Here is a 24,499-nt window from a genome sequence, read left to right as displayed (position 1 = left end):
TCACATGGCTATCTTCCTCAACAAGGACAGCAAGGTCATCGTCCAGGGCATGACCGGTGCCACGGGCATGAAGCACACCAAGTTGATGCTGGCTGACGGCACCAACATCGTCGGCGGCGTGAACCCGCGCAAGGCCGGCACGACCGTCGACTTCGACGGCACCGAGGTACCGGTCTTCGGTTCCGTCGCCGAGGCGATGGAGAAGACGGGCGCCAACGTCTCCGTCCTCTTCGTCCCGCCGGCCTTCGCCAAGGCCGCCGTCGTCGAGGCCATCGACGCCGAGATCCCGCTGGCCGTCGTCATCACCGAGGGCATCGCGGTGCACGACTCCGCCGCCTTCTGGGCGTACGCGACCGCCAAGGGCAACACCACGCGGATCATCGGCCCGAACTGCCCGGGTCTGATCACCCCCGGCCAGTCCAACGCCGGCATCATCCCGGGCGACATCACCAAGCCCGGTCGCATCGGTCTCGTGTCCAAGTCCGGCACGCTGACCTACCAGATGATGTACGAACTCCGTGACCTCGGCTTCTCCTCCGCCGTCGGCATCGGTGGCGACCCGGTCATCGGCACCACGCACATCGACGCCCTCGCGGCGTTCGAGGCGGACCCCGACACCGACCTGATCGTCATGATCGGCGAGATCGGCGGCGACGCCGAGGAGCGTGCGGCGGACTTCATCGCGAAGAACGTCACCAAGCCGGTCGTCGGTTACGTCGCGGGCTTCACCGCCCCCGAGGGCAAGACCATGGGCCACGCCGGCGCCATCGTCTCCGGTTCTTCCGGCACCGCACAGGCCAAGAAGGAAGCCCTGGAGGCCGCGGGCGTGAAGGTCGGCAAGACGCCGACCGAGACCGCCAAGCTGGCGCGCGAGATCCTGAACGCCGCTCAGTAGGCAGTCGCTGTACGCGTGTACGGGCGTGGCCCGCACCCTTCGGGGCGCGGGCCACGCCCGTTTCGCGTGGTACCGCCCGCGTCAGCCCACCGTGGGCGTGAGGCGGTCGGGCCGGGCGGCCGGGTGGAAGCGCAGCGTGTCGTGGAGTTCCTTGCTCCGCTCGGTGAGCGCCTGCGGACCGCTGTGCGGGGGCACCCCGGAGACGTTCGCGCCGGGGGAGACCGGGGGCTCGTACCGGGTCGGCGCGGTCGTCAGCGTGTACGCCGTCGCCACCGCGATCACGGCGGTCAGGCCGACCGCGGCGCGGGACCACAACCGGGCCCGGCGCTCGCACGACAGGCGTACGAGGGACGGCGCGCGCGGCTCCAGCCGGACGGGCGGGCGGACCGCGCCCAGGCGCTCGCGCAGCAGGGCGGAGTGCCGTTCGGGCGGTACGGCGGCCAACTCGGGGATCCGGTCGGCGAGGTCGGCGTGCGCGTGGAGCAACCGGATACCGGCGGTGGGGGTGCTCGCCTCGGTCTCGGCAGCGGTGTCGGGCAGGTCGAGACCGACGCCGTCGTAGAGCAGCACCGTGCGGCGGTGCGTGCCGGGCAGCGCCAGCATCGCGTCCATCAGGATCCGGTCCGCGGGCTCCACCGGAGCCTGGTCGGGGTTGCGGTGGGCGCGGCGGAGCCGCTGCCAGGGGGAGAGGGCGTGCTCGTACGCCGCCGCGCGTACCCAGCCGACCGGATCCGGGTCGGTGGCGACCTCGGGCCAGCGCTCCCAGGCGTTCTGGAACGCCCGCTCGACGGCCCCCACGGAGAGGGCGCGGCGGCCGGTGAGCAGGTAGGTCTGGCGTGCCAGGGCGGGGGCGGCGTACGCGTAGAGCGCGTCGAAGGCCTGGGCGGGGGTGAGGGCGCCCCCCGGGGCCGGCGTTGCCTCAGCCGCGGGGTCCTCCCGGTCCGTCTGGTCCTTCTCGGCCGGGTCCTCCTCCTGAGGCTGGGCCGTGGCCTCGGTCTTGGCTGCCGGTTCCGTCCCCTCGGCGCGGCCCGCCTCGTCGTCCGCCGTGTCGGTCTCGGCCGCCTGAGCCACCCTGTCCGGCGTGGCCGTGTCCCGCGTGGTTTCCTCGGCCTCGATCCCGGCGGCGGGCGCCGTCGCCTCCTCGGCCTTCGCCGTCTCGGCCTCAGCGGCGGGCGCGGCAGGGGTCTCGGGCGCGCGGGTTCGGCCGCTCGGGGGTGCGGGAGGCGGCTCGGCGCCGCCCGGGTGCCCGCCACCGGCGGAACCGGACTTCACCTGGGTCTTGGACTCGTGGCGCGCCAAGGAGGCCGGCGGCTTGGCGGCGCGCTTCGCGGCGATCTTGGGCCGCTTGGGGGACCCGGCAGGGCGGCCCTGACCGCCGGCGGCGAAGGCGCGTACGGCGCCGGCCATGCGCCGGGCGGGCTCGGATGCGGGCGTGCCGCCCGCCTCGGTATCCGCCTCCGCGTCGGAGCCGGCGTCCACCTCCGGAGGCGGCGCGGGGGCGATGTCCTCGGCCGTCGCGGCCTCGGGTGTCGGGGCGGGCTTCGTGTCCTCGGCGTTCGTCGCGCCGGAAGCCGCCGCCTGTTCGGCCTGTTCGGCTTGTTCCGCCTGGTCGGCCGGCGGCTCGGCGGGCGCGGCTTCCTTGGCGGCGAGGTGGGCGAGCAGCTTGGCGTAGGCCTCGCGCTTGCGGCCGCGCGGCTCCGCGCGGCCGTTCTCCCAGGAGCGCACCGTGTTCGTGGTGACGCCCAGGGTCGACGCGAGGCGCTTGTGCGTCAGCTCGGCGGTCTCGCGCAGCCTGCGGCGTTCCTTGGGGGAGGGGAGGTCGGTCTCCCCGGTGGCAGAGGTCGTCTCGACGTCCTGTGTCATGCCACACTCCCCGCGACCCGGCAGTCCTGCGCGAAAAAGTACATAAACGTATATTGAGCGACACCACGGACATTCGCCTGTTACCCGCCCATAGCGCGTGTCGTTGGCACCATGGCGGGGTGACCCAAGTGACCGAACGCGGGACCCTGTTGCCGACGGCCCCGCGGGCCGCCGCGCGGCGCCGTTCACCGGCCGCCGCCGCCTGTGTACTGGGCGGCGCCGTGGCCGCCGGACTGGGGCTCGGCTTCCTGGCCGTGCTCGTGATCGTGCTGTGGATCAGTTCCCCCTACCCCGACAGCGGTCCCGGCGGTGCGCTGCACCTCGCCGCCGGGCTGTGGCTACTGGCCCACGGGACGGAACTCGTCCGCTACGACACCCTTTCCGGTGTACCGGCGCCCGTCGGAGTGACCCCGCTGCTCCTGGTGGCGCTGCCCGTCCTGTTGATGCGGCGGGCCGCGCGCCTCGGCAGCGCCTCGGGCGACGGCTCCCTGGACGAAGAGGTGCTGCCGCCCAGCGTGGTCTTCTCGGCCGTGACCTGCGGATACCTGGCCGTCGGAGCGATGGCCACGGTGTACGCGGCGGGCGGCCCGATGCCGGCCGATCCGCTGAGCGCCGCCTGGCACGTGCCGCTGGTCGCCGTACTGGCCGCCGCCGGCGGAGTGTGGGAGGCCCGGGGCAGGCCGCCGGTGACGCTCCCGCCCTGGGCGCCCGCGTGGGCGGTCAGGGGCGTACGAACGGCAGGCGCGCGCCCCCGCTACGCGCTGGCCCTGCGCTCCGGCGCGGCCGGGGCGCTCGTCCTCCTGGGCGGGGGGATCCTGCTCGTCGGAGCCTCGCTGGCGTGGCACGGCGCGGAGGTCCAGGGATCCTTCCTGGCGCTGACCGGGGTGTGGTCGGGACGGTTCGCGGTCCTGCTGCTGGCGCTCACGCTGATCCCGAACGCGATGGTGTGGGGCGCGGCGTACGGGCTGGGGCCCGGCTTCGCCCTGGGCACCGGCGCGACCGTGACGCCGCTCGGCTTCGGGGGGTCACCGGCGTTGCCGAGGTTCCCGCTGCTCGCGGCCCTGCCGCCGGAGGGCTCCGGAACGCCACTGACCTGGGCGGCGGTCGCCGTGCCGGTGGCCGCGGGGCTGGGGGTCGGATGGTTCGCGGTACGGCGGGCGCGAGAGGTCTCGTACGGGGAGACCGCGCTCACCGCGGCGCTGGGGTCCGTGGTGTGCGGGCTCGCGATGGCCGGCCTCGCGGCGGCGGCGGCCGGGCCGCTGGGGGCGGCGGCCCTGTCGAACTTCGGACCGGTGTGGTGGCAGGTGGGCGCGGCGGCCACGGCGTGGACGTTGGCGCTGGCGGTGCCGTTGGCCGTGGCGGTGCACGGGTGGCGGACCCGGCCGGTACGGGGGTCCGCCGAGGCGGACGAATGGCACGACGACGGAGTGCGGGAGCTGCGCTGGGCGGCGCTTCGGCGGGCGGCGTCGCCGTTGGTTCCCGTGGGGGCGGGGTCGGGGTCGGCGGGTCGCCCGGAGGCTCGTCCGGGGGTTTCGCCTCCGCCGGTGCCGGTGCCGGTGCCGGCTGCCGTGCCGATCGTGGCCGTCGCGGCGGTGCCGGTGGCGCCGCCGGTCGTGTCCGTCGCGCCGCCGGTGGCGCCGGTGGCGCAGGCCGCTGTGCCGGAACCGCCCCTGGCCGTTGCCGAAGGGGTCGAGCCGCTTCTTCCCGGGGTGGCCGGGGCCCGCGTTCTGTCGCGGCGGCCGTCGGAGTAGTCGTCGGAGTGACGGCGTCGTCGCTGCCGGCCCCGGCTCGCCGGGCGCCTCAAACGCCGGCGGGGCTGGATGTGGCGGGGTCGGGCGCCTCAAGCGTCGGGCGGCTGGATGTGGCGGGGCCGGGCTCGGCCCGTCGGGGTGGCTGCGCCGGGCGCCTCAAACGCCGGCGGGGCTGGATGTGGCGGGGTCGGGCGCCTCAAGCGTCGGGCGGCTGGATGTGGCGGGGCCGGGCGTCTCAAGCGTCGGGCGGCTGGATGTGGCGGGGTCGGGCGTCTCAAGCGTCGGGCGGCTGGATGTGGCGGGGCCGGGCTCGGGCCGTCGGGGTGGCTGCGCCCGTCGGGGCGTCCTTGACCGGCCCCCCCCGCACCCGCCTTGGCCGGTGGTGGGGTTGGGGGTGGGGGTCAGCGTTGGACCTTCAGGACCTTGCCCAGGAAGTTGTCCGGGAGCATGGTGTTGCACTGGAGTTCCGCGGTCTTCGTCAGCGCGTCCTCGCGGCACACGTAGAAGTCCTTGTAGGCGAGCTGCAAGGCGTACGAGCTCATCGCCAGCAGCAGCGCCAGCGACGCCGTGACCAGGCCGCTGATCGCGGCCGTGCGCTGGGGGCGGGCCGCCGGGCCGAGCGCGGCGAGGCCGCCGGGGGCCGGGGTGGCGGCCGGCGCCGGCGTGGTGGTCGGGGTCGCGGCCGCGGGGGCGGTGTCCGGGGACGCGGCCGGGCGGCCGCGGAGGGCGCTGATGCCCCAGTACATGGCCAGCGCGCCGAGCAGGAGCCCCACCGACGGGATCCCGAAGATCCCGAAGAAGAATCCCCACATGCCCGCGAGCAGGGCGTACCGCGCACGCCGCTGGATCGGGTCGGTCGGGTCCCAGCGGGCCGGGCCGTCGGGGCCGGAGGGGCCCGGGGCCTGGTCCCGGTCCTGGTCGGGGCCGCCGCCGCGCGGCTGCCACGGCTGGTCGGGCCGGCCTTCCGGGGGAGCCGCGAAGGGGTTGTCGTCGGTCGAGGGGTCGGGCTGACGGCGGTCCGGCATCGAGTGCGTTACTTCCCCTGTTGTCGTGCGGCCAAAGGCGTCGCGCCGCGTCGTTTGTGGCTTGTATGCCAGACGCTACCGCCCGGCCGTCCCCCCGTCCCTCGGGGGCGGTCCGGTGTGCCGGTATCGTTGCAGGCGGTCGGTGGCTTCGTATGGTTCCCCGTATACCGGTGCCCCGTAGTTTCATGCGATCGCACAAGACGAACGCCGTATTCACGTGAGAAAGGGCCGTACATGGCCGCCTCCCGCCTGGTCGTGCTGGTCTCAGGTTCCGGCACCAACCTCCAGGCCCTGCTCGACGCCATCGACGCCCACCCCGAAGGCCCCGAGGGTTTCGGCGCCCGCGTGGTCGCCGTCGGGGCCGACCGAGACGGCATCGCCGGGTTGGAGCGTGCCGAGAAGGCCGGGATCCCCACCTTCGTGTGCCCGGTCAAGGCGTACGCCACCCGCGCGGAGTGGGACGTCGCCCTCACCGAGGCGACCGCCGCCCACGCGCCGGACCTGGTGGTCTCCGCCGGGTTCATGAAGATCGTGGGACGGGAGTTCATCGACCGCTTCGGCGGCCGGTTCATCAACACCCACCCCGCGCTGCTCCCCGCGTTCCCCGGTGCGCACGGCGTGCGCGACGCCCTCGCCTACGGCGCGAAGGTGACCGGCTGCACGGTCCACTTCGTGGACGGCGGCGTGGACACCGGTCCGATCATCGCCCAGGGTGTCGTCGAGATCCGGGACGGGGAAGACGAAGCCGCTCTCCATGAGCGCATCAAGGAAGTCGAGCGCACGCTGCTCGTCGACGTCGTGGGGCGCCTGGCCCGGCACGGCTACCGCATTGAGGGACGAAAGGTAACAATCCAGTGACCGCCGCAGACAGCAGCAGCAACGACCCGACCACGACCCAGCGGCCGATCCGTCGTGCGCTCATCAGCGTCTACGACAAGACGGGACTGGAAGACCTGGCCCGCGGCCTGCACGAGGCGGGCGTCGCGCTCGTCTCGACCGGCTCCACCGCCTCGAAGATCGCCGCGGCCGGTGTGCCCGTCACCAAGGTCGAGGAGCTCACCGGCTTCCCCGAGTGCCTCGACGGCCGCGTCAAGACCCTGCACCCGCGCGTGCACGCCGGCATCCTCGCCGACCTGCGGCTGGAGGACCACCGCAACCAGCTGGCCGAGCTCGGTGTCGAGCCGTTCGACCTGGTGATCGTCAACCTCTACCCCTTCCTGGCGACCGTCCAGTCGGGCGCGACCCCGGACGAGTGCGTCGAGCAGATCGACATCGGTGGTCCGTCGATGGTCCGCGCCGCCGCCAAGAACCACCCGTCGGTCGCCGTGGTCACCAGCCCCGAGCGCTACGCCGACGTCCTCACCGCGGCCGGCGGCGGCGGCTTCGACCTGACCGCCCGCAAGCGGCTCGCGGCCGAGGCCTTCCAGCACACCGCGGCCTACGACGTGGCCGTCGCGTCCTGGTTCACCAACGCCTACGCCCCGGAGCCCGAGGCCGTCCTGCCCGAGTTCCTGGCCGAGGCCTGGGAGCGCAAGTCGACCCTGCGCTACGGCGAGAACCCGCACCAGGCCGCCGCCCTCTACACCGACGGCCAGCCGGGCGGTCTCGCCAACGCCGAGCAGCTGCACGGCAAGGAGATGTCCTTCAACAACTACGTGGACACCGAGGCCGCGCGCCGCGCCGCCCACGACCACGAAGAGCCCTGCGTCGCGATCATCAAGCACGCCAACCCGTGCGGCATCGCCGTGGACAAGGACGTGGCCGCGGCCCACCGCAAGGCGCACGCCTGCGACCCGCTCTCCGCCTTCGGTGGCGTCATCGCCGTCAACCGCCCGGTGACCGTCGAGCTCGCCGAGCAGGTCGCGGAGATCTTCACCGAGGTCATCGCCGCCCCCGACTACGAGGACGGCGCGGTCGAGATCCTGGCGAAGAAGAAGAACATCCGGATCCTGAAGGTGGCCGGCTCCCCGCACCAGCCGGGCGACCTCAAGCTCATCTCCGGTGGCGCGCTGCTCCAGCAGAGCGACACGTTCGAGCAGGGCGCGGGCCGCGCCGAGGGCGACGACCCCGCCAACTGGACCCTCGCGACCGGTGACGCCCTCTCCGCCGACGAGCTGGCCGAGCTCGCCTTCGCGTGGAAGGCCTGCCGCGCGGTCAAGTCCAACGCGATCCTGCTCGCCAAGGACGGCGCCTCGGTCGGCGTCGGCATGGGCCAGGTCAACCGCGTCGACTCCGCGAAGCTCGCGGTCGAGCGGGCGGGCGCCGAGCGCGCGCGGGGCTCGTACGCCGCGTCCGACGCCTTCTTCCCCTTCCCCGACGGGCTGGAGATCCTGACCGCCGCGGGCATCAAGGCCGTGGTCCAGCCGGGCGGTTCGGTGCGTGACGAGCTGGTCATCGAGGCGGCCAAGGCCGCGGGCGTGACGATGTACTTCACCGGTACCCGCCACTTCTTCCACTGATCGGACCCCGGCCGAACACGCCGAAGGCCGCGCCCCCTTCCGGAAGGGGGCGCGGCCTTCGGCGTACGCGCCTAGTTGGCCGGGCGGTTGAAGTACTGGCTTGCGTCGCCCTTGGCGAGGAAGACGATGATGAGGATGCCGAGCACCAGGCTGATCAGGGCGAACACGTTCGCGGTGAGCAGGCTGATCAGGCTGAACAGGACCACGACCGAGGCGTAGACGATGCCGGAGACGCGGACGCCGCCACGGCCCTTGCCCAGCTTGGCGCCGGTGAGGATGGCCCACAGGGCGAAGCCCAGGATGAGGAGGCCCACGACGATCATGATGCCGGCGCCGAGGCCCGCGGCCTTGTCCACGTCGGTGCTGCTGAGGCTCGATCCCGATGACTCGGCCGAGCCGGTGATCATCTTGGCGACCCAGGCGGAGGCGACCATCGCGATGACGCCCATGAGCGCCTGGAGGCCGCCCAGGATGTAGAGCATGATCCGTGCGCCCTTGACGCCACCGGGCATCTCCACGGACATGCCCGGGTAACCGCCCGGGTAGGCCGGGGCGCCGCCCGGGTAGCCGTAGCCGCCCTGGGGCGGGACGCCCTGCGGGGCCTGCTGCGGGTAGCCGTATCCGGGCTGGCCGGGCTGGCCCTGCGGCTGCTGCTGTCCGTACGGGTTGTTCGGGTCGCCGAAGCTCATCTTGGGGTGTTCCTCCGTGGAAGTGCGGGGACGCACGGCACTATCGGAGGAACTCTGCGTTTCTCTGCGGTCCGCCCCCCGGCACTGCCCGCGGCACTCATTGCCCGTCATCGTGGTCCGGCCGACCCCGCGTTGTCCAGCCAGGGCGCGAACGGCGCGCCACTTGTTGTGCAAGTGCAATGAACCACGTCATCCGTGTACACCCGGTGGTCCCGGGAGAACCCTTGACTGGAACCGGGGCCACTCCATCCGGGAGGATGGGGGGCATGACCGCCCAGATTCTCGATGGCAAGGCCACCGCAGCCGCGATCAAGTCCGAACTGACCGCCCGCGTGGCGGCGCTGAAGGCCCGGGGCATCACCCCCGGCCTCGGCACCCTGCTGGTCGGTGACGATCCGGGCAGCCGCTGGTACGTCAACGGCAAGCACAAGGACTGCGCCGAGGTCGGCATCGCCTCCATCCAGCGCGAACTGCCCGCGACGGCCTCCCAGGAGGACATCGAGGAGGTCGTGCGGGAACTCAACGCCAACCCGGAGTGCACCGGTTACATCGTCCAACTCCCGCTCCCCAAGGGCATCGACACCAACCGCGTGCTGGAACTGATGGACCCGACCAAGGACGCCGACGGCCTGCACCCCATGTCGCTCGGCCGGCTGGTGCTGAACGAGCCGGGCCCGCTGCCCTGCACCCCGTACGGGATCGTCGAACTGCTCCGCCACCACGGCGTCGAGATCAACGGCGCGCACGTCGTGGTCCTGGGCCGCGGCATCACCGTGGGCCGCTCGATCGGTCTGCTCCTGACGCGCAAGTCCGAGAACGCGACCGTGACCCTGTGCCACACCGGCACGCGCGACCTCTCCGGGCTGCTGCGCCAGGCCGACATCGTCGTGGCGGCGGCCGGCGTCCCGCACCTGGTCAAGCCGGAGGACGTGAAGCCGGGCGCGGCCGTCCTCGACGTCGGCGTGAGCCGCGACGAGAGCGGGAAGATCGTCGGCGACGTGCACCCCGGTGTCGCCGAGGTAGCCGGCTGGATCTCGCCGAACCCGGGCGGTGTCGGCCCGATGACCCGCGCCCAGTTGCTCGTCAACGTCGTCGAGGCGGCGGAGCGGACCACCAGTGCGGGCTGAGCGCGACACGGAACCGGCGGAACCGGCGGAACGGGCGGAACCGGCACACGCCCCGGCGTCGGCACCGGCGGCGCCCGAGGCGGGCGCGGCGGGCACGTCGGGCACGTCCGGCGGTGAGAGTGATGCGGGCGATGCCCGCGGTACGGGTGAGATCCACGGCGACAGCGACACCGGCGGCGATACCGAGACCGATACCGGCAGTGACGCCGACGGGTCGGAGGCGGCGGGGGCGAAGTCCCGTCGCTTCCCCTCCGTCACCCGGGACACCGCCCGCCCCGAGGGCGGCGGACGGGCCGCGCCCGGGGGCGCGCCCGCCCCGGCGCGTCAGTGGCCGATGCTCAGCGTGCTGGCCGCGACCGCGATCGGGCTGCTCACCACGGCGATCGGGTACCCCCGCGTCGGCTGCCTGATCATCGGGGTCGCGCTGATCTCGGGGGCGGTGATGCGCCGGATACTGCCGTCGGTGGGGATGCTCGCCGTGCGGTCCCGGTTCACGGACATGGTCACGTACGGGCTGCTGGGCGTGTCGATCACGCTGCTCGCACTGGTCGTGCAGCCCAAGCCGTGGTTGACCATCCCCTTCCTGACGGACGTGGTCCGCTTCACCGTGCGCTAGCCGGCCAGTGCCGTGACCGGAAAGGTTCACCGGGGCGCGTCTCACTCGGCGCGCCCCGCCCGGTCAGGCAGGCCAGTACCGCCGCGACGGCCGGCTGGGCCTCGGTGCCCGCCCGGAGCACCGCGTCCAGCGTGCGACCCCGGCCCGGCAGCTCCACGACGGCGACGCCGGGCGGCGGGGCGTCGCACAGCAGCCTCGGCAGGATCGACACGGCCCGGCCGGTGGCCACCAGCCACAGGCCGGCCCGCAGGTCGGCGCACTCGTGCGGGATGCGCGGGGTGAAACCGGCGTTCCGGCAGGCGTGCAGCAGCATGTCCCGGCAACTGCTCGGCGCCGGCGCGGACACCCAGTCGGCCGCGCGGAGCGCCGCGAGCCCGTCCCGCTCGTACCCCGGCAGCGAGTCCTGCGGCAGGGCCAGGCACAGCGGGTCGTCGAACAGCGGCACGGTGGTGGTGCCGCTCGCCGGCGGGGCACCGAGCAGCGGGTACGCGTAGGTCACCGCGAGGTCGAGGCGGCGTCGGCGCAGCAGCGGGACGGCGTCCTCGGGGTCGGCCTGCACGATGCGGGGCCGCAGTCGGGGATGGCGCACGGCGAGCGAGGCCAGCAGCGGGGCCGCCACGGTCGCCAGCGCGCTCGGGGCGCAGCCGATGACGATCTCCCCGACCGGGTCGGTGTCGAGGGCCCGTACCGCCCCCTCGGCCCGTTCCAGCGCGGCCAGTACCGGTTCGCAGGCGGCCGCGAGGGCCCTGCCCGCCGCGGTGAGTCGCAGTCCGCGCCCCTCCCGTTCGACGAGCGCCGACCCCGAGTCGATCCGGGCGATGTACGACGCCCTGGACGAGCGGGGCGACGCCGTCGACGCGGTGGCGTGCGCGGCGGGAAGCGTCCCGTTACGCCCCCTGGGCGAGTTGACCGTGGGGGACGTGCGCGGCGGGCTCGAAGGCAAGGCCGTCAGCCAGATCGAGCTGGTCCGCCAGGGAGCGGCGCGGCTGCCCGCGCACGCCTCGTACACGCTGATCACCGGGATCCTGGCCCGTGAACCCCTGTTGACCGGCTCGGTCGCCTCCCTCGTCAACGGCGCGGTCGAGGCCTTCGTGAAGGCGGCGGCCATCGAACTGCCGGGCCGGCAGCGCATCAACGCCGTCAGCCCCACGGTGTTCGTCGAGTCCCTCGACGCGTACGGGGACACCTTCGCGGGCTTCGACGCCGTCCCGGTGGCGCGCGCCGCGCACGCCTACGTCAAGTCCGTGGAAGGCCACCGCACCGGCGAGCTCTTCCGGGTGGAATGAGGGCCGCGCCCGCGACGCCGCCTTCGAACGCCGGGGTCCGTGTGCCCTGCACCACACGGACCCGGGGGTTGGGCGCCCCGCGGGTCGGATAGCCTGACCGACGGATGTCTCTTCACGTCAAGATTCACAGGGTCGGGGAGCGGCGTCCTCCCAGCACAGGGGGCAGGGACGCCCCATCGCCAGCTGTCTAACGGAGAAGGCCATGACCCGCACTCCCGTGAATGTCACCGTCACCGGCGCCGCCGGACAGATCGGCTACGCGCTGCTCTTCCGCATCGCGTCCGGTCACCTCCTCGGCGCGGACGTGCCGGTCAAGCTCCGCCTCCTGGAGATCCCGCAGGGCATGAAGGCCGCTGAGGGCACCGCCATGGAGCTTGACGACTGCGCCTTCCCGCTGCTCGCCGGCATCGACATCTTCGACGACCCGAACAAGGGCTTCGAAGGTGCGAACGTCGCGCTGCTCGTGGGCGCCCGCCCGCGCACCAAGGGCATGGAGCGCGGTGACCTGCTCTCCGCCAACGGCGGCATCTTCAAGCCTCAGGGCGCCGCGATCAACGCGCACGCCGCGGACGACATCAAGGTCCTGGTCGTGGGCAACCCGGCCAACACCAACGCGCTCATCGCGCAGGCCGCCGCCCCGGACGTACCGGCCGAGCGCTTCACCGCGATGACCCGCCTGGACCACAACCGCGCGATCTCGCAGCTGGCCGCCAAGACCGGCGCCGCCGTCTCCGACATCAAGCGCCTGACCATCTGGGGCAACCACTCGGCGACCCAGTACCCGGACATCTTCCACGCGGAGATCGCCGGCAAGAACGCCGCCGAGGTCGTCAACGACGAGCTGTGGCTGGCCGACACCTTCATCCCGACCGTCGCCAAGCGCGGCGCCGCGATCATCGAGGCGCGTGGCGCGTCCTCGGCCGCCTCGGCCGCCAACGCCGCCATCGACCACGTGCACACCTGGGTCAACGGCACCGCCGCGGGCGACTGGACCTCGATGGGCATCCCGTCGGACGGCTCCTACGGCGTCCCGGAGGGCATCATCTCGTCCTTCCCCGTCACCACCAAGGGCGGCACCTACGAGATCGTCCAGGGCCTGGACATCAACGAGTTCTCCCGTGCGCGCATCGACGCGTCCGTGGCGGAGCTCGTCGAGGAGCGCGACGCGGTGCGCGAGCTCGGCCTGCTCTGATCGAACCCGTACGAACGACGGAGCGCCCCGGCCAAACCTGGCCGGGGCGCTTTGGCGTGAATCCGCCTGTCAGGTCGATATGGGCGAAAACTGAAGTCAGTCGGTGACCGACAAGCCGATCCCCCAGCAGACCGCCGACGGCACCTGGGGCCGCCGGGGGGGTGCGGCACCGCGGGGGCACCCGTTGGACGAGGCGCGCGGTCAGCGGACCGGATCGGCCGCCGGGTCCGCCGGGTCCGCCGGGGGTTCGCCGAAGCGGGCCAGGGCCAGCGAGCCGGCCACGGCCACCATGAAGCCGAGCACCGCCAGCCACGCGAGCCCCTCGCGGGTGCGGTCCCCGAGCCACGCCACCCCCACCACCGCCGGGCCGATCGTCTCACCCAGCACCATGCCGGCCGTGGCGGCCGTCACCGAGCCGCGCTGCAACGCGGAGGTGAGCAGCAGGAAGGCGGCGCCGCCGCCCAGCAGGAGCGCGTACAGGGCCGGGTCGGACAGCGCCGACCAGGAGAACCCGTCGATCAGGCGGACCGCGACCTCCACCACCCCGAAGCCCGTGCCGGCCGCGAAACCGAGCACCAGCGGCCGGGAGCGGTCCGGCAGACCGCCGGCCGCCGCCCCCACCAGCAGCACCAGGACCGCCACCACCAGCAGCCCCCACTCCAGGGCGGGCGGACCGGTCCCGGAACCCTCCTCCCCGGAGGCGAGCCCCAGCATCAGCAGGCCCGCGCACACCACCGCGACGGCCACCCACTCCATCCGGTTCAGCCGGACGCGCAGCAGCCGGGCCGCGACGACCGCCGTCACCGCCAGGCTGGCCGCCAGCGCCGCCCCCACCGCGTAGATCGGGATGTGCCGCAGGGCGATGATCTGGAGGACGAAGCCGACCCCGTCCAGGCCGAGCCCCGCCAGGTACCGCCACTGGCGCAGGGCCCTCAGCAGCAGTGCTGCGTCCACCCCGGAGCCCGTTCCCGGCTCCGCCGCCCGGGCCGCCATGGCCTGGAGGACCGACGCCGTACCGAAACAGACCGCCGCACCGAGTGCGCAAATCATCCCAATGAGCACGAACTGACTCTAGGTCACCGTCGTGACAAGGGTGTGACGACGGCTGGATTCCATCCCCCGGTCACCCCGCTCTAGTCTGTCGGGAGCACGCCACCCAGGGGGAGCGAACTCACATGGACACCAGCAGCACCAATCGGCGCCGGATGCGCTCGGGCGCCGTCGCGCTCGGAGGCATGGGTCTGCTCGCCGCGACCCTCGTCGCCTGCGGCAGCAGCGACGAACCCGACAAGCGCTGCGCCTCCCGCTCCACGCTGAACCACCTGAACAACAAGGAATGCAAGAGCGGCGGCACCGGCGCGTACTACTACGGCGGCACCGTCGCCAACGGCAAGGTCAACGGCGGCAGCTTCGACAAGTCCGCCGTCACCCGGGGCGGCATCGGCAAGAGCCACTCCGGCTCCAGCGGCGGCTGATCCCCGGTGAAGCGGCACACGATCGAGCCCCGCCCGAACTGGCAGCGGACCGTCGAGGAGCAGGGGCTGATCTACCCCCTGACCCGGTACCCCGACGACACCCTGCGCCCCTACTGGGACGAGAGCGCGTACTACTCGTTCTCCCTCCCGGAGGTCGAGGCGCTGGAGAACGTCGTCGAGGAACTGCACGCCATGTGCCTCGCGGCGGCGGCCCACATCGTCGAGCACGACCGCTTCGCCGACCTCGGCGTCACCGACCCGAAACTGGCCGCCCGCATCGCCGAGTCCTGGCGCCGGCGCGCCGAGCAGCCGTCCCTGTACGGCCGCTTCGACCTGCGCTACGACGACTCCGGCGGCCCGGCCAAGATGCTGGAGTACAACGCCGACACCCCCACCTCCCTGGTGGAGGCGGCGAGCCCGCAGTGGTTCTGGATGGAGGAGCGGTTCCCCGGCGCCGACCAGTGGAACTCCCTCCACGAGCGGCTCGTCGAGGCGTGGCGCCGCCAGGCCGAGCTGCTGCCGCCCGGTCCGGTGCACTTCGCGCACTCCGAGACCGACGAGCTCGGCGAGGACCTGATGACGGTCGCCTACCTCCAGGAGACCGCGGAGCAGGCCGGCCTGGACACCGTCGCGATGTCCGTCGAGCAGATCGGCTGGGACAGCCTGTCCGGCCGGTTCGTCGACGAGAAGCTCCGCTTCATCCGCGGCATCTTCAAGCTCTACCCGTGGGAGTGGCTGGCCACGGACGAGTTCGGCCCCCAGGTGCTGGGCACGTACGACCACGGCGGCGGCTCCGGCAGCACCGCCTGGATCGAGCCCCTGTGGAAGATGCTGCTCTCCAACAAGGCGCTGCTGGCGATCCTGTGGGAGCTGTTCCCCGAACACCCCAACCTGCTGCCCGCCTACCTCGACGGCCCGCGCGAGCTCGCGGACACCACCGGCTACGTCGCCAAGCCCCTGCTGGGGCGCGAGGGCGCCGGGGTGACCCTGCACGAGGCGGGGGAGGGCGCGCGGCCGTTCGCCCCGGTGGACGGCGAGACGTACGTCTTCCAGGCCCTGGCCCCGCTGCCCGACTTCGACGGCAACCGGGTGGTGCTCGGCGCGTGGGTCGTCGAGGAGGAGGCGGCGGGGCTGGGCATCCGGGAATCGGCGGGACCGGTCACGGACGAGTACGCCCGCTTCCTGCCCCACGTCATCCTCTGACCCGGCTGCCCGGCTGCCCGACTGCCCGACTGCCGGGCAGCCCGGTAGCCCGGCAGGCGGTCAGGCGGTCAGGACGTCAGGCGGTCAGGTCGACAGCACCGACCGCAGCTGGTCCAGGCCCCAGTCCAGGTCCTCCTTGGAGATCACCAGCGGGGGCGCGATCCGGATCGTGGAACCGTGGGTGTCCTTCACCAGCACCCCGAGCCCCATCAGCTTCTCGGAGATCTCCCGGCCGGTGCCGCGCGCGGGGTCGATGTCGACGCCCGCCCACAGTCCGCGACCCCGTACGGCGGTCACCGCGCCCCCGCCGACCAGCAGGTTCAGCTCGTGGTGCAGGTGGTCGCCGAGTTCGGCGGCCCGCTGCTGGTACTCGCCGGAGCGGAGCATCGCGATGACCTCCAGGGCGACCGCGCAGGCGAGCGGGTTCCCGCCGAAGGTGGACCCGTGCTCGCCCGGCCGGAACACCCCGAGCACGTCCCGGTCGGCGACCACCGCGGAGACGGGCACGACCCCGCCGCCGAGCGCCTTGCCCAGGATGTACATGTCGGGGACGACCCCCTCGTGCTCCAGGGCGAAGGTCTTGCCGGTGCGGCCCAGACCCGACTGGATCTCGTCCGCGAGGAAGAGGACGTTCCGTTCGCGGGTGAGTTCCCGTACGCCCCGCAGGTAGCCGGCGGGCGGCACGAGGACCCCCGCCTCGCCCTGGATCGGCTCCAGCAGCACGGCCACGGTGTTCTCCGTGACGGCGTGGGAGAGCGCGGTGAGATCGCCGTACGGGACGATCTCGAAACCCGGGGTGTAGGGGCCGAAGTGGTCGCGGGCCTCGTGGTCCGTGGAGAAGGACACGATGGTCGTCGTCCGGCCGTGGAAGTTGTCGGCCGCGACCACGATCTTGGCGTGGCCGTCGGGGACGCCCTTGACCTCGTACCCCCACTTGCGGGCCGTCTTCACCGCCGTCTCCACGGCCTCCGCGCCCGTGTTCATCGGCAGCACCATCTCCTTGCCGCACAGCGCGGCGAGTTCGGTACAGAAGTCCGCGAAGCGGTCGTGGTGGAAGGCGCGGGAGGTGAGGGTGACCCGCTCCAACTGGGCGCGCGCGGCGTCGATCAGACGGCGGTGGCCGTGGCCGAAGTTGAGGGCGGAGTATCCGGCGAGCATGTCGAGATACCTGCGGCCCTCCACATCGGTCATCCACGCGCCCTGCGCCGACGCGACGACGACGGGCAGGGGGTGGTAGTTGTGCGCGCTGTGCGCGTCGGCGGAGCGGATGGCATCAGCAGTATTCGACACGGGGTCTCCGATCGTCCGTCAGGCCTGTGACGAGGGTGGCGTCACTGTCCATCCTCGCTCGTACGACGGACGGAGAAACCTTTCTCGTGGCGCGCCCGCTAAGGTGGGCCCCACGCACGGCGACTGGCGCACGGAGAACGGACTCCGGGGGAGTCGTGCGCGCACGACCGCACACAGGGCCGCTCGCCTGGGCCTCGCGGGGACGAGAGACACCATCGACCCCGGAGGAGCCGCCATGACCGCGCGCCGCCATCCCGCCCTTTCCGCGACCGACCCCGAGTTGGCGTCCTTCGTGGAGGCGGAAGAGGTACTGCAGGCCGAGACCCTGCGCCTGATCCCCAGCGAGAACTACGTGTCCGCCGCCGTGCTGGAGGCCTCCGGCACCGTCCTGCAGAACAAGTACAGCGAGGGCTACCCGGGCCGCCGCTACTACGAGGGCCAGCAGAACATCGACCGCGTCGAGGCGCTGGCCGTCGAGCGGGCGAAGGGCCTGTTCGGCGTCGACCACGCGAACGTCCAGCCGTACTCCGGCTCCCCGGCCAACCTCGCCGTGTACCTCGCCTTCGCGAAGCCGGGCGACACCGTGATGGGCATGGCCCTGCCGATGGGCGGCCATCTCACGCACGGCTGGGGCGTGTCCGCGACCGGCTCCTGGTTCCGGGGCGTGCAGTACGGCGTCCGCGCCGACACCGGTCTGATCGACTACGACGCGGTGCGCGACATGGCCCTGGCCGAACGCCCGAAGATCATGTTCTGTGGTGGCACGGCCCTGCCCCGCACCATCGACTTCGAGGCCTTCGCGTCGATCGCCAAGGAGGCGGGCTCGATCCTCGTCGCCGACGTCGCCCACATCGCCGGCCTGATCGCGGGTGGCGCGCACCCGTCGCCTGCCGGGCACGTGGACGTGATCTCCACGACCACCCACAAGACCCTGCGCGGTCCGCGCGGCGCGATGCTGATGTGCCGCGCGGAGCACGCCAAGGCCATCGACAAGGCCGTCTTCCCCGGCCTCCAGGGCGGCCCGCACAACCAGACGACGGCCGGCATCGCGGTCGCGCTGCACGAGGCGGCGCAGCCGGCGTTCGTCACGTACGCCCACGCGGTCGTCGCCAACGCCAAGGCGCTGGCCGCGGCCCTGCTGGAGCGGGGCTTCGACCTGGTGTCGGGCGGCACCGACAACCACCTGATCCTGATGGACCTGACCTCGCGCGGGGTCCCGGGCAAGATCGCGGCCAAGGCGTTGGACCGGGCGGGCATCGTCGTCAACCACAACACGGTCCCGTTCGACCCGCGCAAGCCGTTCGACCCCTCGGGCATCCGGATCGGCACGCCGTCGCTGACCTCGCGGGGCCTGACGGCGGACCACATGCCGGCGGTGGCGGACTGGATCTCCCGCGCGGTCGACGCCGCGGCCGCCTCCGACGAGGCGGCGCTGTCCGTGATCCGCGCCCAGGTCACCGAGCTGATGTCCGCGCACCCGGCCCCGGGCCTCCCCCTGTCCTGACCCGGGCCGACTGTCCTGACCCGGGCCGCGATCCGGCGCCGCCGGCGTTCCCGGCCCGGCCGGCGCCTGGGGCGCCGCACCCGGGTCCGGGAGCCGGAGCGGCGCCGGCGGTTCCGGTTCCGTCCGGCCGGAAATCGGTCGCTCGCTCCGGGCGGGATCCGGCCGGCCGGCTACGCGCGGGTACGGCCGGGCACCGCCCGCCGGGACCGGGGCCGGGATGTGATCCCGCGCTCATCCGGCACGGGATCCGGCCGGCGCCAGGCCCGAGACGGCCATCGCACCTGAGAGAATGAGGCCATGGCTTCTGATCGTCCTCGCGCGCTCTCCGGCATCCAGCCCACCTCCGGTTCGTTCCACCTCGGGAACTACCTCGGGGCCATTCGTCAGTACGTCGCCCTGCAGGAGACGCACGACGCCTTCTACATGGTCGTCGACCTGCACGCGATCACCATGCCGCAGGATCCCAAGGACCTGCGCGCGAACACCCGGCTCTCCGCCGCCCAACTGCTCGCGGCCGGCCTGGACCCCGAGCGCTGCACGCTTTTCATCCAGAGCCACGTGCCCGAGCACGCCCAGCTCGGCTGGGTCATGAACTGCATCACCGGCTTCGGTGAGGCGAGCCGGATGACCCAGTTCAAGGACAAGTCCGCCAAGCAGGGCGCGAACAACGCCACCGTCGGCCTGTTCACGTACCCGATCCTCCAGGTCGCGGACATCCTGCTCTACCAGGCCGACGCCGTGCCCGTCGGCGAGGACCAGCGCCAGCACATCGAGCTGACCCGCGACCTGGCCGAGCGTTTCAACACGCGCTTCGGCCGGACCTTCACCCTGCCCGCCGCGCACATCGTCAAGGAGGTCGCGAAGATCTACGACCTCCAGGACCCGGCGATCAAGATGTCGAAGTCCGCCTCGTCCCCCAAGGGCCTGGTCAACCTCCTCGACGAGCCCAAGGTCACCGAGAAGAAGATCAAGAGCGCGGTCACCGACACCGAGGCGGAGGTCCGCTTCGACACGGAGAAGAAGCCCGGCGTCAGCAACCTGCTCACGATCTACTCCACCCTCACGGGCGACGCGATCCCCGAGCTGGAGGCCCGGTACGAGGGCAAGGGGTACGGCGCGCTGAAGACCGACCTGGCCGGTGTGATGGTCGATTTCGTCACACCGTTCAAGCGCCGCACCCAGGAGTACCTGGACGACCCCGAGACCCTGGACGCCGTGCTGGCCAAGGGCGCGGAGAAGGCTCGCGCGGTCGCCGCCGAGACCCTGGCGCAGGCGTACGACCGCCTCGGGTTCCTGCCCGCCAAGCACTGACCGACAGAGGGCCCTGGCGGTTCGGGGGGTGCTGGCATCACACTGATGCGGCGGCCCCGATCACGGGGCGGACGGACGCGACAGCGACGCGCACGCGAAGCGACAGACGACGCGACAGACGACGCGACAGACGACGCGACAGACGGAGGAGACAGACGTGGGGACCGTAACGCTCGGCGTTTCGATCGCGGTCCCGGAGCCGTACGGCAGCAGCCTTCAAGAGCTGCGGGTCGGCTTCGGGGACGCTGCCGCGCACGGCATCCCCACGCACGTCACGCTCGTGCCGCCCACCGAGGTGGACGCCGAGCGGCTGCCGGCGATCCAGGCCCACCTGGCCGAGGTCGCGGCGACGTTCCGCGCGTTCGCGATGCGGCTGGAGGGCACCGGCACCTTCCGCCCCCTCTCGCCGGTCGTCTTCGTCCGGCTCGTCGAGGGCGGCGCCGGCTGCACCCGCCTCCAGGCCCTGCTCCGGGACCCCGAGGGGCCGATCGACCGCGAGCTGGCCTTCCCGTACCACCCGCACGTCACGGTCGCCCACGGGATCTCCGAAGAGGCCATGGACCTGGCGTTCACCACCCTCTCCGAGTACGCCGCCGGCTGGCTGTGCGAGGGCTTCGCACTCTACGAACAGGGCTCCGACGGGGTCTGGCGCAAGCTGCGTGAATACCCTTTCGGCACGGGCCCGACCGGCGTTCCGGCACAACTGGGCTCACCCACCGATGAAGCGGCCGGCAGGACCGCGCGTCGCTCGTAGCGAAGCGGCCGCAAGGCCTGGAACGTGCGGAATCTGAGCCTGCGCAGGACCAGGGCGTGGAACGGGCGAGCCGTCGGGCGAAAAGTCACAATCGACGACCGTAGCCTTCAAAACCGACAATCCCGGCTATTTCCGGCAGCTCATTTACGGTGACCCCATGGACTGGCTGACGAAACTCCCGGTGATCGGCCCCTTGGCGGCCGCGGCGATGCGGACGCACGCGTGGCGGTCCTACCAGCGGCTCGACCTGGTGCACTGGACCCGGCTGGCCGCGGCGATCACCTTCATCAGCTTCCTCGCGCTCTTCCCCTTGATCACCGTCGCCGCCGCCGTCGGCGCGGCGCTGCTCGGCAAGGAACAGCTCGACCGGCTGCAGAAGAACCTCGCCGAGCAGGTGCCCGGCATCTCCGACCAGCTCGACCTCAACGCGCTGGTGGCCAACGCGGGCACCATCGGGCTCGTCGCGGGCGCACTGCTGCTCTTCACCGGCATCGGCTGGGTCGGCTCGATGCGCGACTGCCTGCGCGCCGTGTGGGGGAAGGACGACGAGGACCTGGGCAACCCGATCGCCCGCAAGGGCAAGGACGGGCTGGTGCTCCTCGGCCTCGGCGGCGCGGCGCTGTGCTCGGCGGCCGCCTCGATCCTCGGTTCCAGCGCCGTGGGCAAGTTCGGCGGCTGGCTCGGCATCCCGCGCGAGGGCGCGGGCGGCGCGCTGCTGAGGTCCGGGGCCTTCGTGGTCGGCGTGGTGGCCGCCTTCTTGCTCCTGCTGTACGTGCTGACCCTGCTGCCCGGGGTGGAGCCGCCGCGCGGCCGGCTGATCCAGGCCGCCCTCATCGGCGCCGCCGGTTTCGAACTCCTGAAGCTGCTGCTGAGCGGCTACATGCGGGAGGTCGCCGCGAAGAGCATGTACGGGGCCTTCGGCGTGCCGATCGCTCTGCTGCTGTGGATCAACTTCACGGCGAAGCTGCTGTTGTTCTGCGCCGCCTGGACGGCGGCCGGCGACGACGCGGACGGTGACGGCTCGGAGGGCGGCGACGCGGAGGGCGATGGCGCGGGCCCTTCCGCGGGGCCCGCGCGCACGGCCTGATCCGAAAGACAGACCCTGGCTAGACGAGGTCCTCGTCGCCCCGGCGACCGCGGCGCGGCCACCGCCGGTTGACCACGAACGCCCCGCCCGCCAGCATGGCCAGCGCCCCGCCCGCGATGCCCAGCGCGGTGCCGACGCCGCTGCTCCCGGAGTCGTCGCCGCCCGCCGACGCCGCGTTCTCGTGCGATCGGGCGGGGGCGCCGTGCGACTTGGTGTCGGCGCTCTTGGGCGGCACCAGCTCACCGACCGGCTTCACCTTCCCGGAGGCCGAGAAACCCCAGTCGAAGAGCGCGGCGGTCTCCTCGTACACCGAGTTGGCCCCGTCCGAGCCCGGATTCATCACCGTGACCAGCAGTTTCTTCTTGCCCTGCTGGGCCGCGCCGGTGAAGGTCGAGCCGGCCATGCTGGTGTTGCCGTTCTTGACCCCGGCGATGCCCTTGTAGGGGGAGAGCCCGTACGCGCCCGTCATCAGCCGGTTGGTGTTCTGGATCTCGAAGTAGTCGCGGTCCTTGCCCGTCTCCTGCAAGCCCGGGAACTTCGCGCTCGCCGTGCCGCAGTACTCCCGGAAGTCGGCCTTCTGCAGCCCGGAGCGGGCGATCAGGGTGAGGTCGTACGCGCTGGAGACCTGCCCCGGCGCGTCGTACCCGTCCGGGGAGACCACGTGCGTGTCGAGGGCCTGGAGCTCTTCCGCGTGCGCCTGCATGTCCTTGACGGACTTCTCGATGCCGCCGTTCATGGCCGAAAGCACGTGCACGGCGTCGTTCCCCGAGCGGAGGAACACACCGAGCCACAGGTCGTGGACGGTGTACTCGTGGTCCTCCTTCACCCCGACGAGGCTGCTGCCCGCGCCGACCCCGTCCATGTCCTGCTCGGTGACCTTGTGCACCTGGTTCTTGGGCAGGGTCGGCAGCACGGTGTCCGCGAACAGCATCTTCATGGTGGACGCCGGGGGAAGCCGCCAGTGCGCGTTGTGCGCCGCCAGCACGGCGCCCGTCTCGGCGTCCGCGACGATCCACGACCGCCCCGTGAGGTTCGTGGGCAGCGCGGGCGCGCCGGGCAGCAGGTTCACCTGGGTGCCCGGTTGGCCGAGCGTCGTGCCGCCGACGGTGGACATCGACGCCGGGGGGCCACCGTCCATCGGCGGTCGGCCCTTCCCGTCGGCGGGCGGCGCCGGGGCGGCGTGCGCGGGGACCGTGATCATCGCGGGGACCAGCAGCGCGGCGGACAGGACCGTCAGCGCGGTCTTCTTGGCATACACGCAGGTGAAAGTACATCCCGATGGGCTGTCCACCGTCGCTGACCGGCCAACCCGCCGGAACCACCGCCGGTCTAGCCCACCCTGGCGCGTCCGTCCCGGGGACGAATCCGATACTGGGGACATGAAACTCAGCCGCACCGCCTCCTGGTTCCTGCTCGCCTTCGGAGTGTGGAGCTGGATCATCTGGGTGTCCTTCGTCCGGAACCTGTGGAAGAACGGCAGCGGTCTGGCCTTCGACACCGCCGGCGACCCCACGACCTACTTCTGGGTCCACTGTGGACTGGCGGTGGCGTCCTTTCTCCTGGGGACGGCCGTTGGTGTGATCGGGTTGCGTTCCCTTCGCGCGCTGCGGCGTGAATCACGATGACCGTAATCGTGGTCGCGCTCGTCGCGCTCGCCGTACTGGGCCTGTTGGCCCTGGTCCACCGCTGGCTGTGGATCCGCCTGGTCCGCGACACCACCCGACCGGGCGCCCTGCCGCGCCGGGCGGGGACCGCCCTGGCCTTCGTCCTGCCGCTCGCGGCCGTCGCCGCCCTGGTCGCCGGGCGCGCCGGGGCGCCGTTCCGGCTCCAGCAGGCGGTGGCGTGGCCGGGGTTCATGTGGCTCGCGGTGCTGCTGTACCTGACCCTGGCGATGCTCGTCGGGGAGGTGGTCCGCGCCGTCTGGCTCCGCCGGATCGAGCCGCGGGCCGCGCGGACCCCCGCCCCGGCCTCCGCCCCGGTCAAGGCCCCGGCTTCCGCCCCGGCCTCCGACCCGGCCCCGGCTTCCGTGCCGGTGGACGCGGCGGCGGCACCCGACCCGGCGGCGGAGGCCGCGCCCGGTCCCACGCCCGCCTCCGGGCCCGTCTTCGATCCCGCCGTCCTCACCCGGCGCCGGTTCGTCGCGCGGACCGTCGGCGGGACCGCCGCCGCGGCCGCCCTCGCGACGGTCGGGTACGGGACGTACGGGGTGCTGCGCGGGCCGCGCGTCAAGCGGGTGCGGGTGCCGCTCGCCAAGCTGCCCCGCGCCGCGCACGGCTTCCGGATCGCCGTCGTCAGCGACGTCCACCTCGGGCCGATCCTCGGCAGCGCCCACACCCGACGGGTCGTGGACGCCGTCAACGGAACCCAGCCCGACCTGATCGCCGTCGTCGGCGACCTGGTCGACGGGAGCGTGCCCGACCTGGGGCGGGCCGCCGAACCGCTGCGCGGCCTGCGGGCCCGGCACGGATCGTTCTTCGTCACCGGCAACCACGAGTACTTCTCGGGCGCACAGCAGTGGGTCGACCACGTCCGGGAGCTGGGGCTGCAGCCCCTGGAGAACGCCCGCCGCGCCCTCCCGTACTTCGACCTCGCCGGGGTCAACGACGTCGCGGGCGAGAGCGAGGGCCACGGCCCCGACTTCCGGGCGGCCCTCGGCGACCGCGACCGGTCCCGGACCGCCGTCCTCCTCGCCCACCAGCCGATCGTGATCCACGACGCCGTCCGGCACGGGGTCGACCTCCAGTTGTCCGGGCACACCCACGGCGGTCAGCTCTGGCCCGGCAATCACCTCGCCGAGCTCGCCAACCCCACCGTCGCCGGCCTGGAACGGTACGGCGACACACAGCTGTACGTGTCCCGCGGCGCGGGCGCCTGGGGGCCGCCTGTTCGCGTCGGCGCGCCGTCCGACATCACCGTGGTCGAACTCGCCTCATATCAGGCCTGACCAGGCATGACATGCCTTCCACTGGCCG

General features: G+C 72.7%; 23 protein-coding genes. 16 read left to right on the top strand and 7 right to left on the bottom strand.

Features of this window, described 5'->3' with window-relative positions; translation table 11 throughout:
• Positions 1-4: 4 nt before the first annotated feature.
• Entirely contained in the window at positions 5-895 is an 891-nt protein-coding gene (sucD, locus tag ACIRO3_RS03945; protein ID WP_053682551.1) for a succinate--CoA ligase subunit alpha, read from the top strand.
• 81 nt (positions 896-976) lie between these two features.
• On the opposite strand, the gene ACIRO3_RS03940 is transcribed toward sucD, so the two are convergent.
• Positions 977-2,758, bottom strand: a complete 1,782-nt coding sequence (locus tag ACIRO3_RS03940; protein WP_404132056.1) for a helix-turn-helix domain-containing protein — start codon at positions 2,756-2,758, stop codon at positions 977-979.
• Between the two features lie 119 nt (positions 2,759-2,877).
• Between ACIRO3_RS03940 and ACIRO3_RS03935 the strand changes: the two genes are divergently transcribed.
• Positions 2,878-4,509, top strand: a complete 1,632-nt coding sequence (locus ACIRO3_RS03935) for a DUF6350 family protein (RefSeq protein WP_404132053.1) — start codon at positions 2,878-2,880, stop codon at positions 4,507-4,509.
• Positions 4,510-4,910: 401 nt separating this feature from the next.
• Here ACIRO3_RS03935 and ACIRO3_RS03930 read toward each other — a convergent pair whose 3' ends face one another.
• Positions 4,911-5,534: a hypothetical protein gene (locus tag ACIRO3_RS03930; RefSeq protein ID WP_404132050.1), complete on the bottom strand. Its 624-nt coding sequence runs from the start codon at positions 5,532-5,534 to the stop codon at positions 4,911-4,913.
• A gap of 234 nt (positions 5,535-5,768) precedes the next feature.
• On the opposite strand from ACIRO3_RS03930, the gene purN reads away from it, so the two are divergent.
• Complete coding sequence (gene purN / locus ACIRO3_RS03925; protein ID WP_404132047.1) at positions 5,769-6,392, top strand: phosphoribosylglycinamide formyltransferase; 624 nt, start codon at positions 5,769-5,771, stop codon at positions 6,390-6,392.
• Entirely contained in the window at positions 6,389-7,993 is a 1,605-nt protein-coding gene (gene purH, locus ACIRO3_RS03920; protein ID WP_404132044.1) for a bifunctional phosphoribosylaminoimidazolecarboxamide formyltransferase/IMP cyclohydrolase, read from the top strand. Before purN ends, purH begins: the two co-directional genes overlap by 4 nt.
• A 71-nt stretch (positions 7,994-8,064) precedes the next feature.
• On the opposite strand, the gene ACIRO3_RS03915 is transcribed toward purH, so the two are convergent.
• Positions 8,065-8,718 (bottom strand): hypothetical protein, encoded by a 654-nt coding sequence (locus tag ACIRO3_RS03915; protein ID WP_404132042.1) that lies wholly within the window; start codon positions 8,716-8,718, stop codon positions 8,065-8,067.
• A 230-nt stretch (positions 8,719-8,948) separates the two neighbouring features.
• On the opposite strand from ACIRO3_RS03915, the gene ACIRO3_RS03910 reads away from it, so the two are divergent.
• Complete coding sequence (locus ACIRO3_RS03910; protein WP_267796786.1) at positions 8,949-9,809, top strand: bifunctional methylenetetrahydrofolate dehydrogenase/methenyltetrahydrofolate cyclohydrolase; 861 nt, start codon at positions 8,949-8,951, stop codon at positions 9,807-9,809.
• Entirely contained in the window at positions 9,799-10,425 is a 627-nt protein-coding gene (locus tag ACIRO3_RS03905; protein WP_404132039.1) for a DUF3017 domain-containing protein, read from the top strand. Before ACIRO3_RS03910 ends, ACIRO3_RS03905 begins: the two co-directional genes overlap by 11 nt.
• Here the strand turns inward: ACIRO3_RS03905 and ACIRO3_RS03900 are convergent.
• Entirely contained in the window at positions 10,412-11,368 is a 957-nt protein-coding gene (locus tag ACIRO3_RS03900) for a LysR substrate-binding domain-containing protein (protein WP_404132036.1), read from the bottom strand. The genes ACIRO3_RS03905 and ACIRO3_RS03900 overlap by 14 nt on opposite strands.
• Here ACIRO3_RS03900 and ACIRO3_RS03895 point away from each other — a divergent pair.
• On the top strand, positions 11,256-11,711 hold the full coding sequence (locus ACIRO3_RS03895) for a short chain dehydrogenase (protein WP_404132364.1): 456 nt from the start codon (positions 11,256-11,258) through the stop codon (positions 11,709-11,711). The two genes, ACIRO3_RS03900 and ACIRO3_RS03895, sit on opposite strands and share 113 nt — an antisense overlap.
• 202 nt (positions 11,712-11,913) lie before the next feature.
• Complete coding sequence (locus ACIRO3_RS03890) at positions 11,914-12,903, top strand: malate dehydrogenase (RefSeq protein ID WP_361778236.1); 990 nt, start codon at positions 11,914-11,916, stop codon at positions 12,901-12,903.
• Positions 12,904-13,104: 201 nt separating this feature from the next.
• Here ACIRO3_RS03890 and ACIRO3_RS03885 read toward each other — a convergent pair whose 3' ends face one another.
• Positions 13,105-13,953, bottom strand: coding sequence for a hypothetical protein (locus tag ACIRO3_RS03885; RefSeq protein ID WP_361778405.1), 849 nt, complete (start codon positions 13,951-13,953; stop codon positions 13,105-13,107).
• Between the two features lie 125 nt (positions 13,954-14,078).
• On the opposite strand from ACIRO3_RS03885, the gene ACIRO3_RS03880 reads away from it, so the two are divergent.
• Both ACIRO3_RS03880 and ACIRO3_RS03875 read left to right on the top strand, forming a co-directional pair.
• Positions 14,079-14,378: a hypothetical protein gene (locus ACIRO3_RS03880; RefSeq protein ID WP_361778239.1), complete on the top strand. Its 300-nt coding sequence runs from the start codon at positions 14,079-14,081 to the stop codon at positions 14,376-14,378.
• 6 nt (positions 14,379-14,384) lie between these two features.
• On the top strand, positions 14,385-15,581 hold the full coding sequence (locus ACIRO3_RS03875; protein ID WP_361778242.1) for a glutathionylspermidine synthase family protein: 1,197 nt from the start codon (positions 14,385-14,387) through the stop codon (positions 15,579-15,581).
• An 84-nt stretch (positions 15,582-15,665) separates the two neighbouring features.
• Here ACIRO3_RS03875 and rocD read toward each other — a convergent pair whose 3' ends face one another.
• The gene (gene rocD / locus ACIRO3_RS03870) at positions 15,666-16,871 is read right to left on the bottom strand and encodes an ornithine--oxo-acid transaminase (protein WP_366148840.1); all 1,206 of its coding nucleotides are present in this window, start codon (positions 16,869-16,871) and stop codon (positions 15,666-15,668) included.
• 235 nt (positions 16,872-17,106) lie between these two features.
• On the opposite strand from rocD, the gene glyA reads away from it, so the two are divergent.
• The 4 genes from glyA (at position 17,107) to ACIRO3_RS03850 (ending at position 21,527) form a co-directional block, all read left to right on the top strand.
• Positions 17,107-18,375, top strand: coding sequence for a serine hydroxymethyltransferase (gene glyA, locus ACIRO3_RS03865; RefSeq protein ID WP_365998859.1), 1,269 nt, complete (start codon positions 17,107-17,109; stop codon positions 18,373-18,375).
• Between the two features lie 297 nt (positions 18,376-18,672).
• On the top strand, positions 18,673-19,686 hold the full coding sequence (gene trpS / locus ACIRO3_RS03860; protein WP_361778251.1) for a tryptophan--tRNA ligase: 1,014 nt from the start codon (positions 18,673-18,675) through the stop codon (positions 19,684-19,686).
• Positions 19,687-19,843: 157 nt separating this feature from the next.
• Positions 19,844-20,440 (top strand): 2'-5' RNA ligase family protein, encoded by a 597-nt coding sequence (locus ACIRO3_RS03855; RefSeq protein WP_361778254.1) that lies wholly within the window; start codon positions 19,844-19,846, stop codon positions 20,438-20,440.
• Between the two features lie 157 nt (positions 20,441-20,597).
• A complete protein-coding gene (locus ACIRO3_RS03850) occupies positions 20,598-21,527 on the top strand; it encodes a YihY/virulence factor BrkB family protein (RefSeq protein WP_404132029.1) in 930 nt (309 codons plus the stop codon).
• A gap of 19 nt (positions 21,528-21,546) precedes the next feature.
• On the opposite strand, the gene ACIRO3_RS03845 is transcribed toward ACIRO3_RS03850, so the two are convergent.
• Positions 21,547-22,785 (bottom strand): D-alanyl-D-alanine carboxypeptidase family protein, encoded by a 1,239-nt coding sequence (locus ACIRO3_RS03845; protein WP_404132026.1) that lies wholly within the window; start codon positions 22,783-22,785, stop codon positions 21,547-21,549.
• A gap of 121 nt (positions 22,786-22,906) precedes the next feature.
• Between ACIRO3_RS03845 and ACIRO3_RS03840 the strand changes: the two genes are divergently transcribed.
• Both ACIRO3_RS03840 and ACIRO3_RS03835 read left to right on the top strand, forming a co-directional pair.
• Positions 22,907-23,152, top strand: coding sequence for an SCO4848 family membrane protein (locus ACIRO3_RS03840; protein ID WP_053682813.1), 246 nt, complete (start codon positions 22,907-22,909; stop codon positions 23,150-23,152).
• Positions 23,149-24,471: a metallophosphoesterase gene (locus ACIRO3_RS03835; protein ID WP_404132023.1), complete on the top strand. Its 1,323-nt coding sequence runs from the start codon at positions 23,149-23,151 to the stop codon at positions 24,469-24,471. The genes ACIRO3_RS03840 and ACIRO3_RS03835 overlap by 4 nt, the downstream gene beginning before the upstream one ends.
• Positions 24,472-24,499 lie beyond the last annotated feature (28 nt).

This window comes from Streptomyces sp. NPDC102278, assembly GCF_044766345.1.
Taxonomy (GTDB): Bacteria; Actinomycetota; Actinomycetes; order Streptomycetales; family Streptomycetaceae; genus Streptomyces.
The sequence above is the reverse complement of the archived record's forward strand: the minus strand, read 5'-3'. Positions and strand labels throughout refer to the sequence as shown.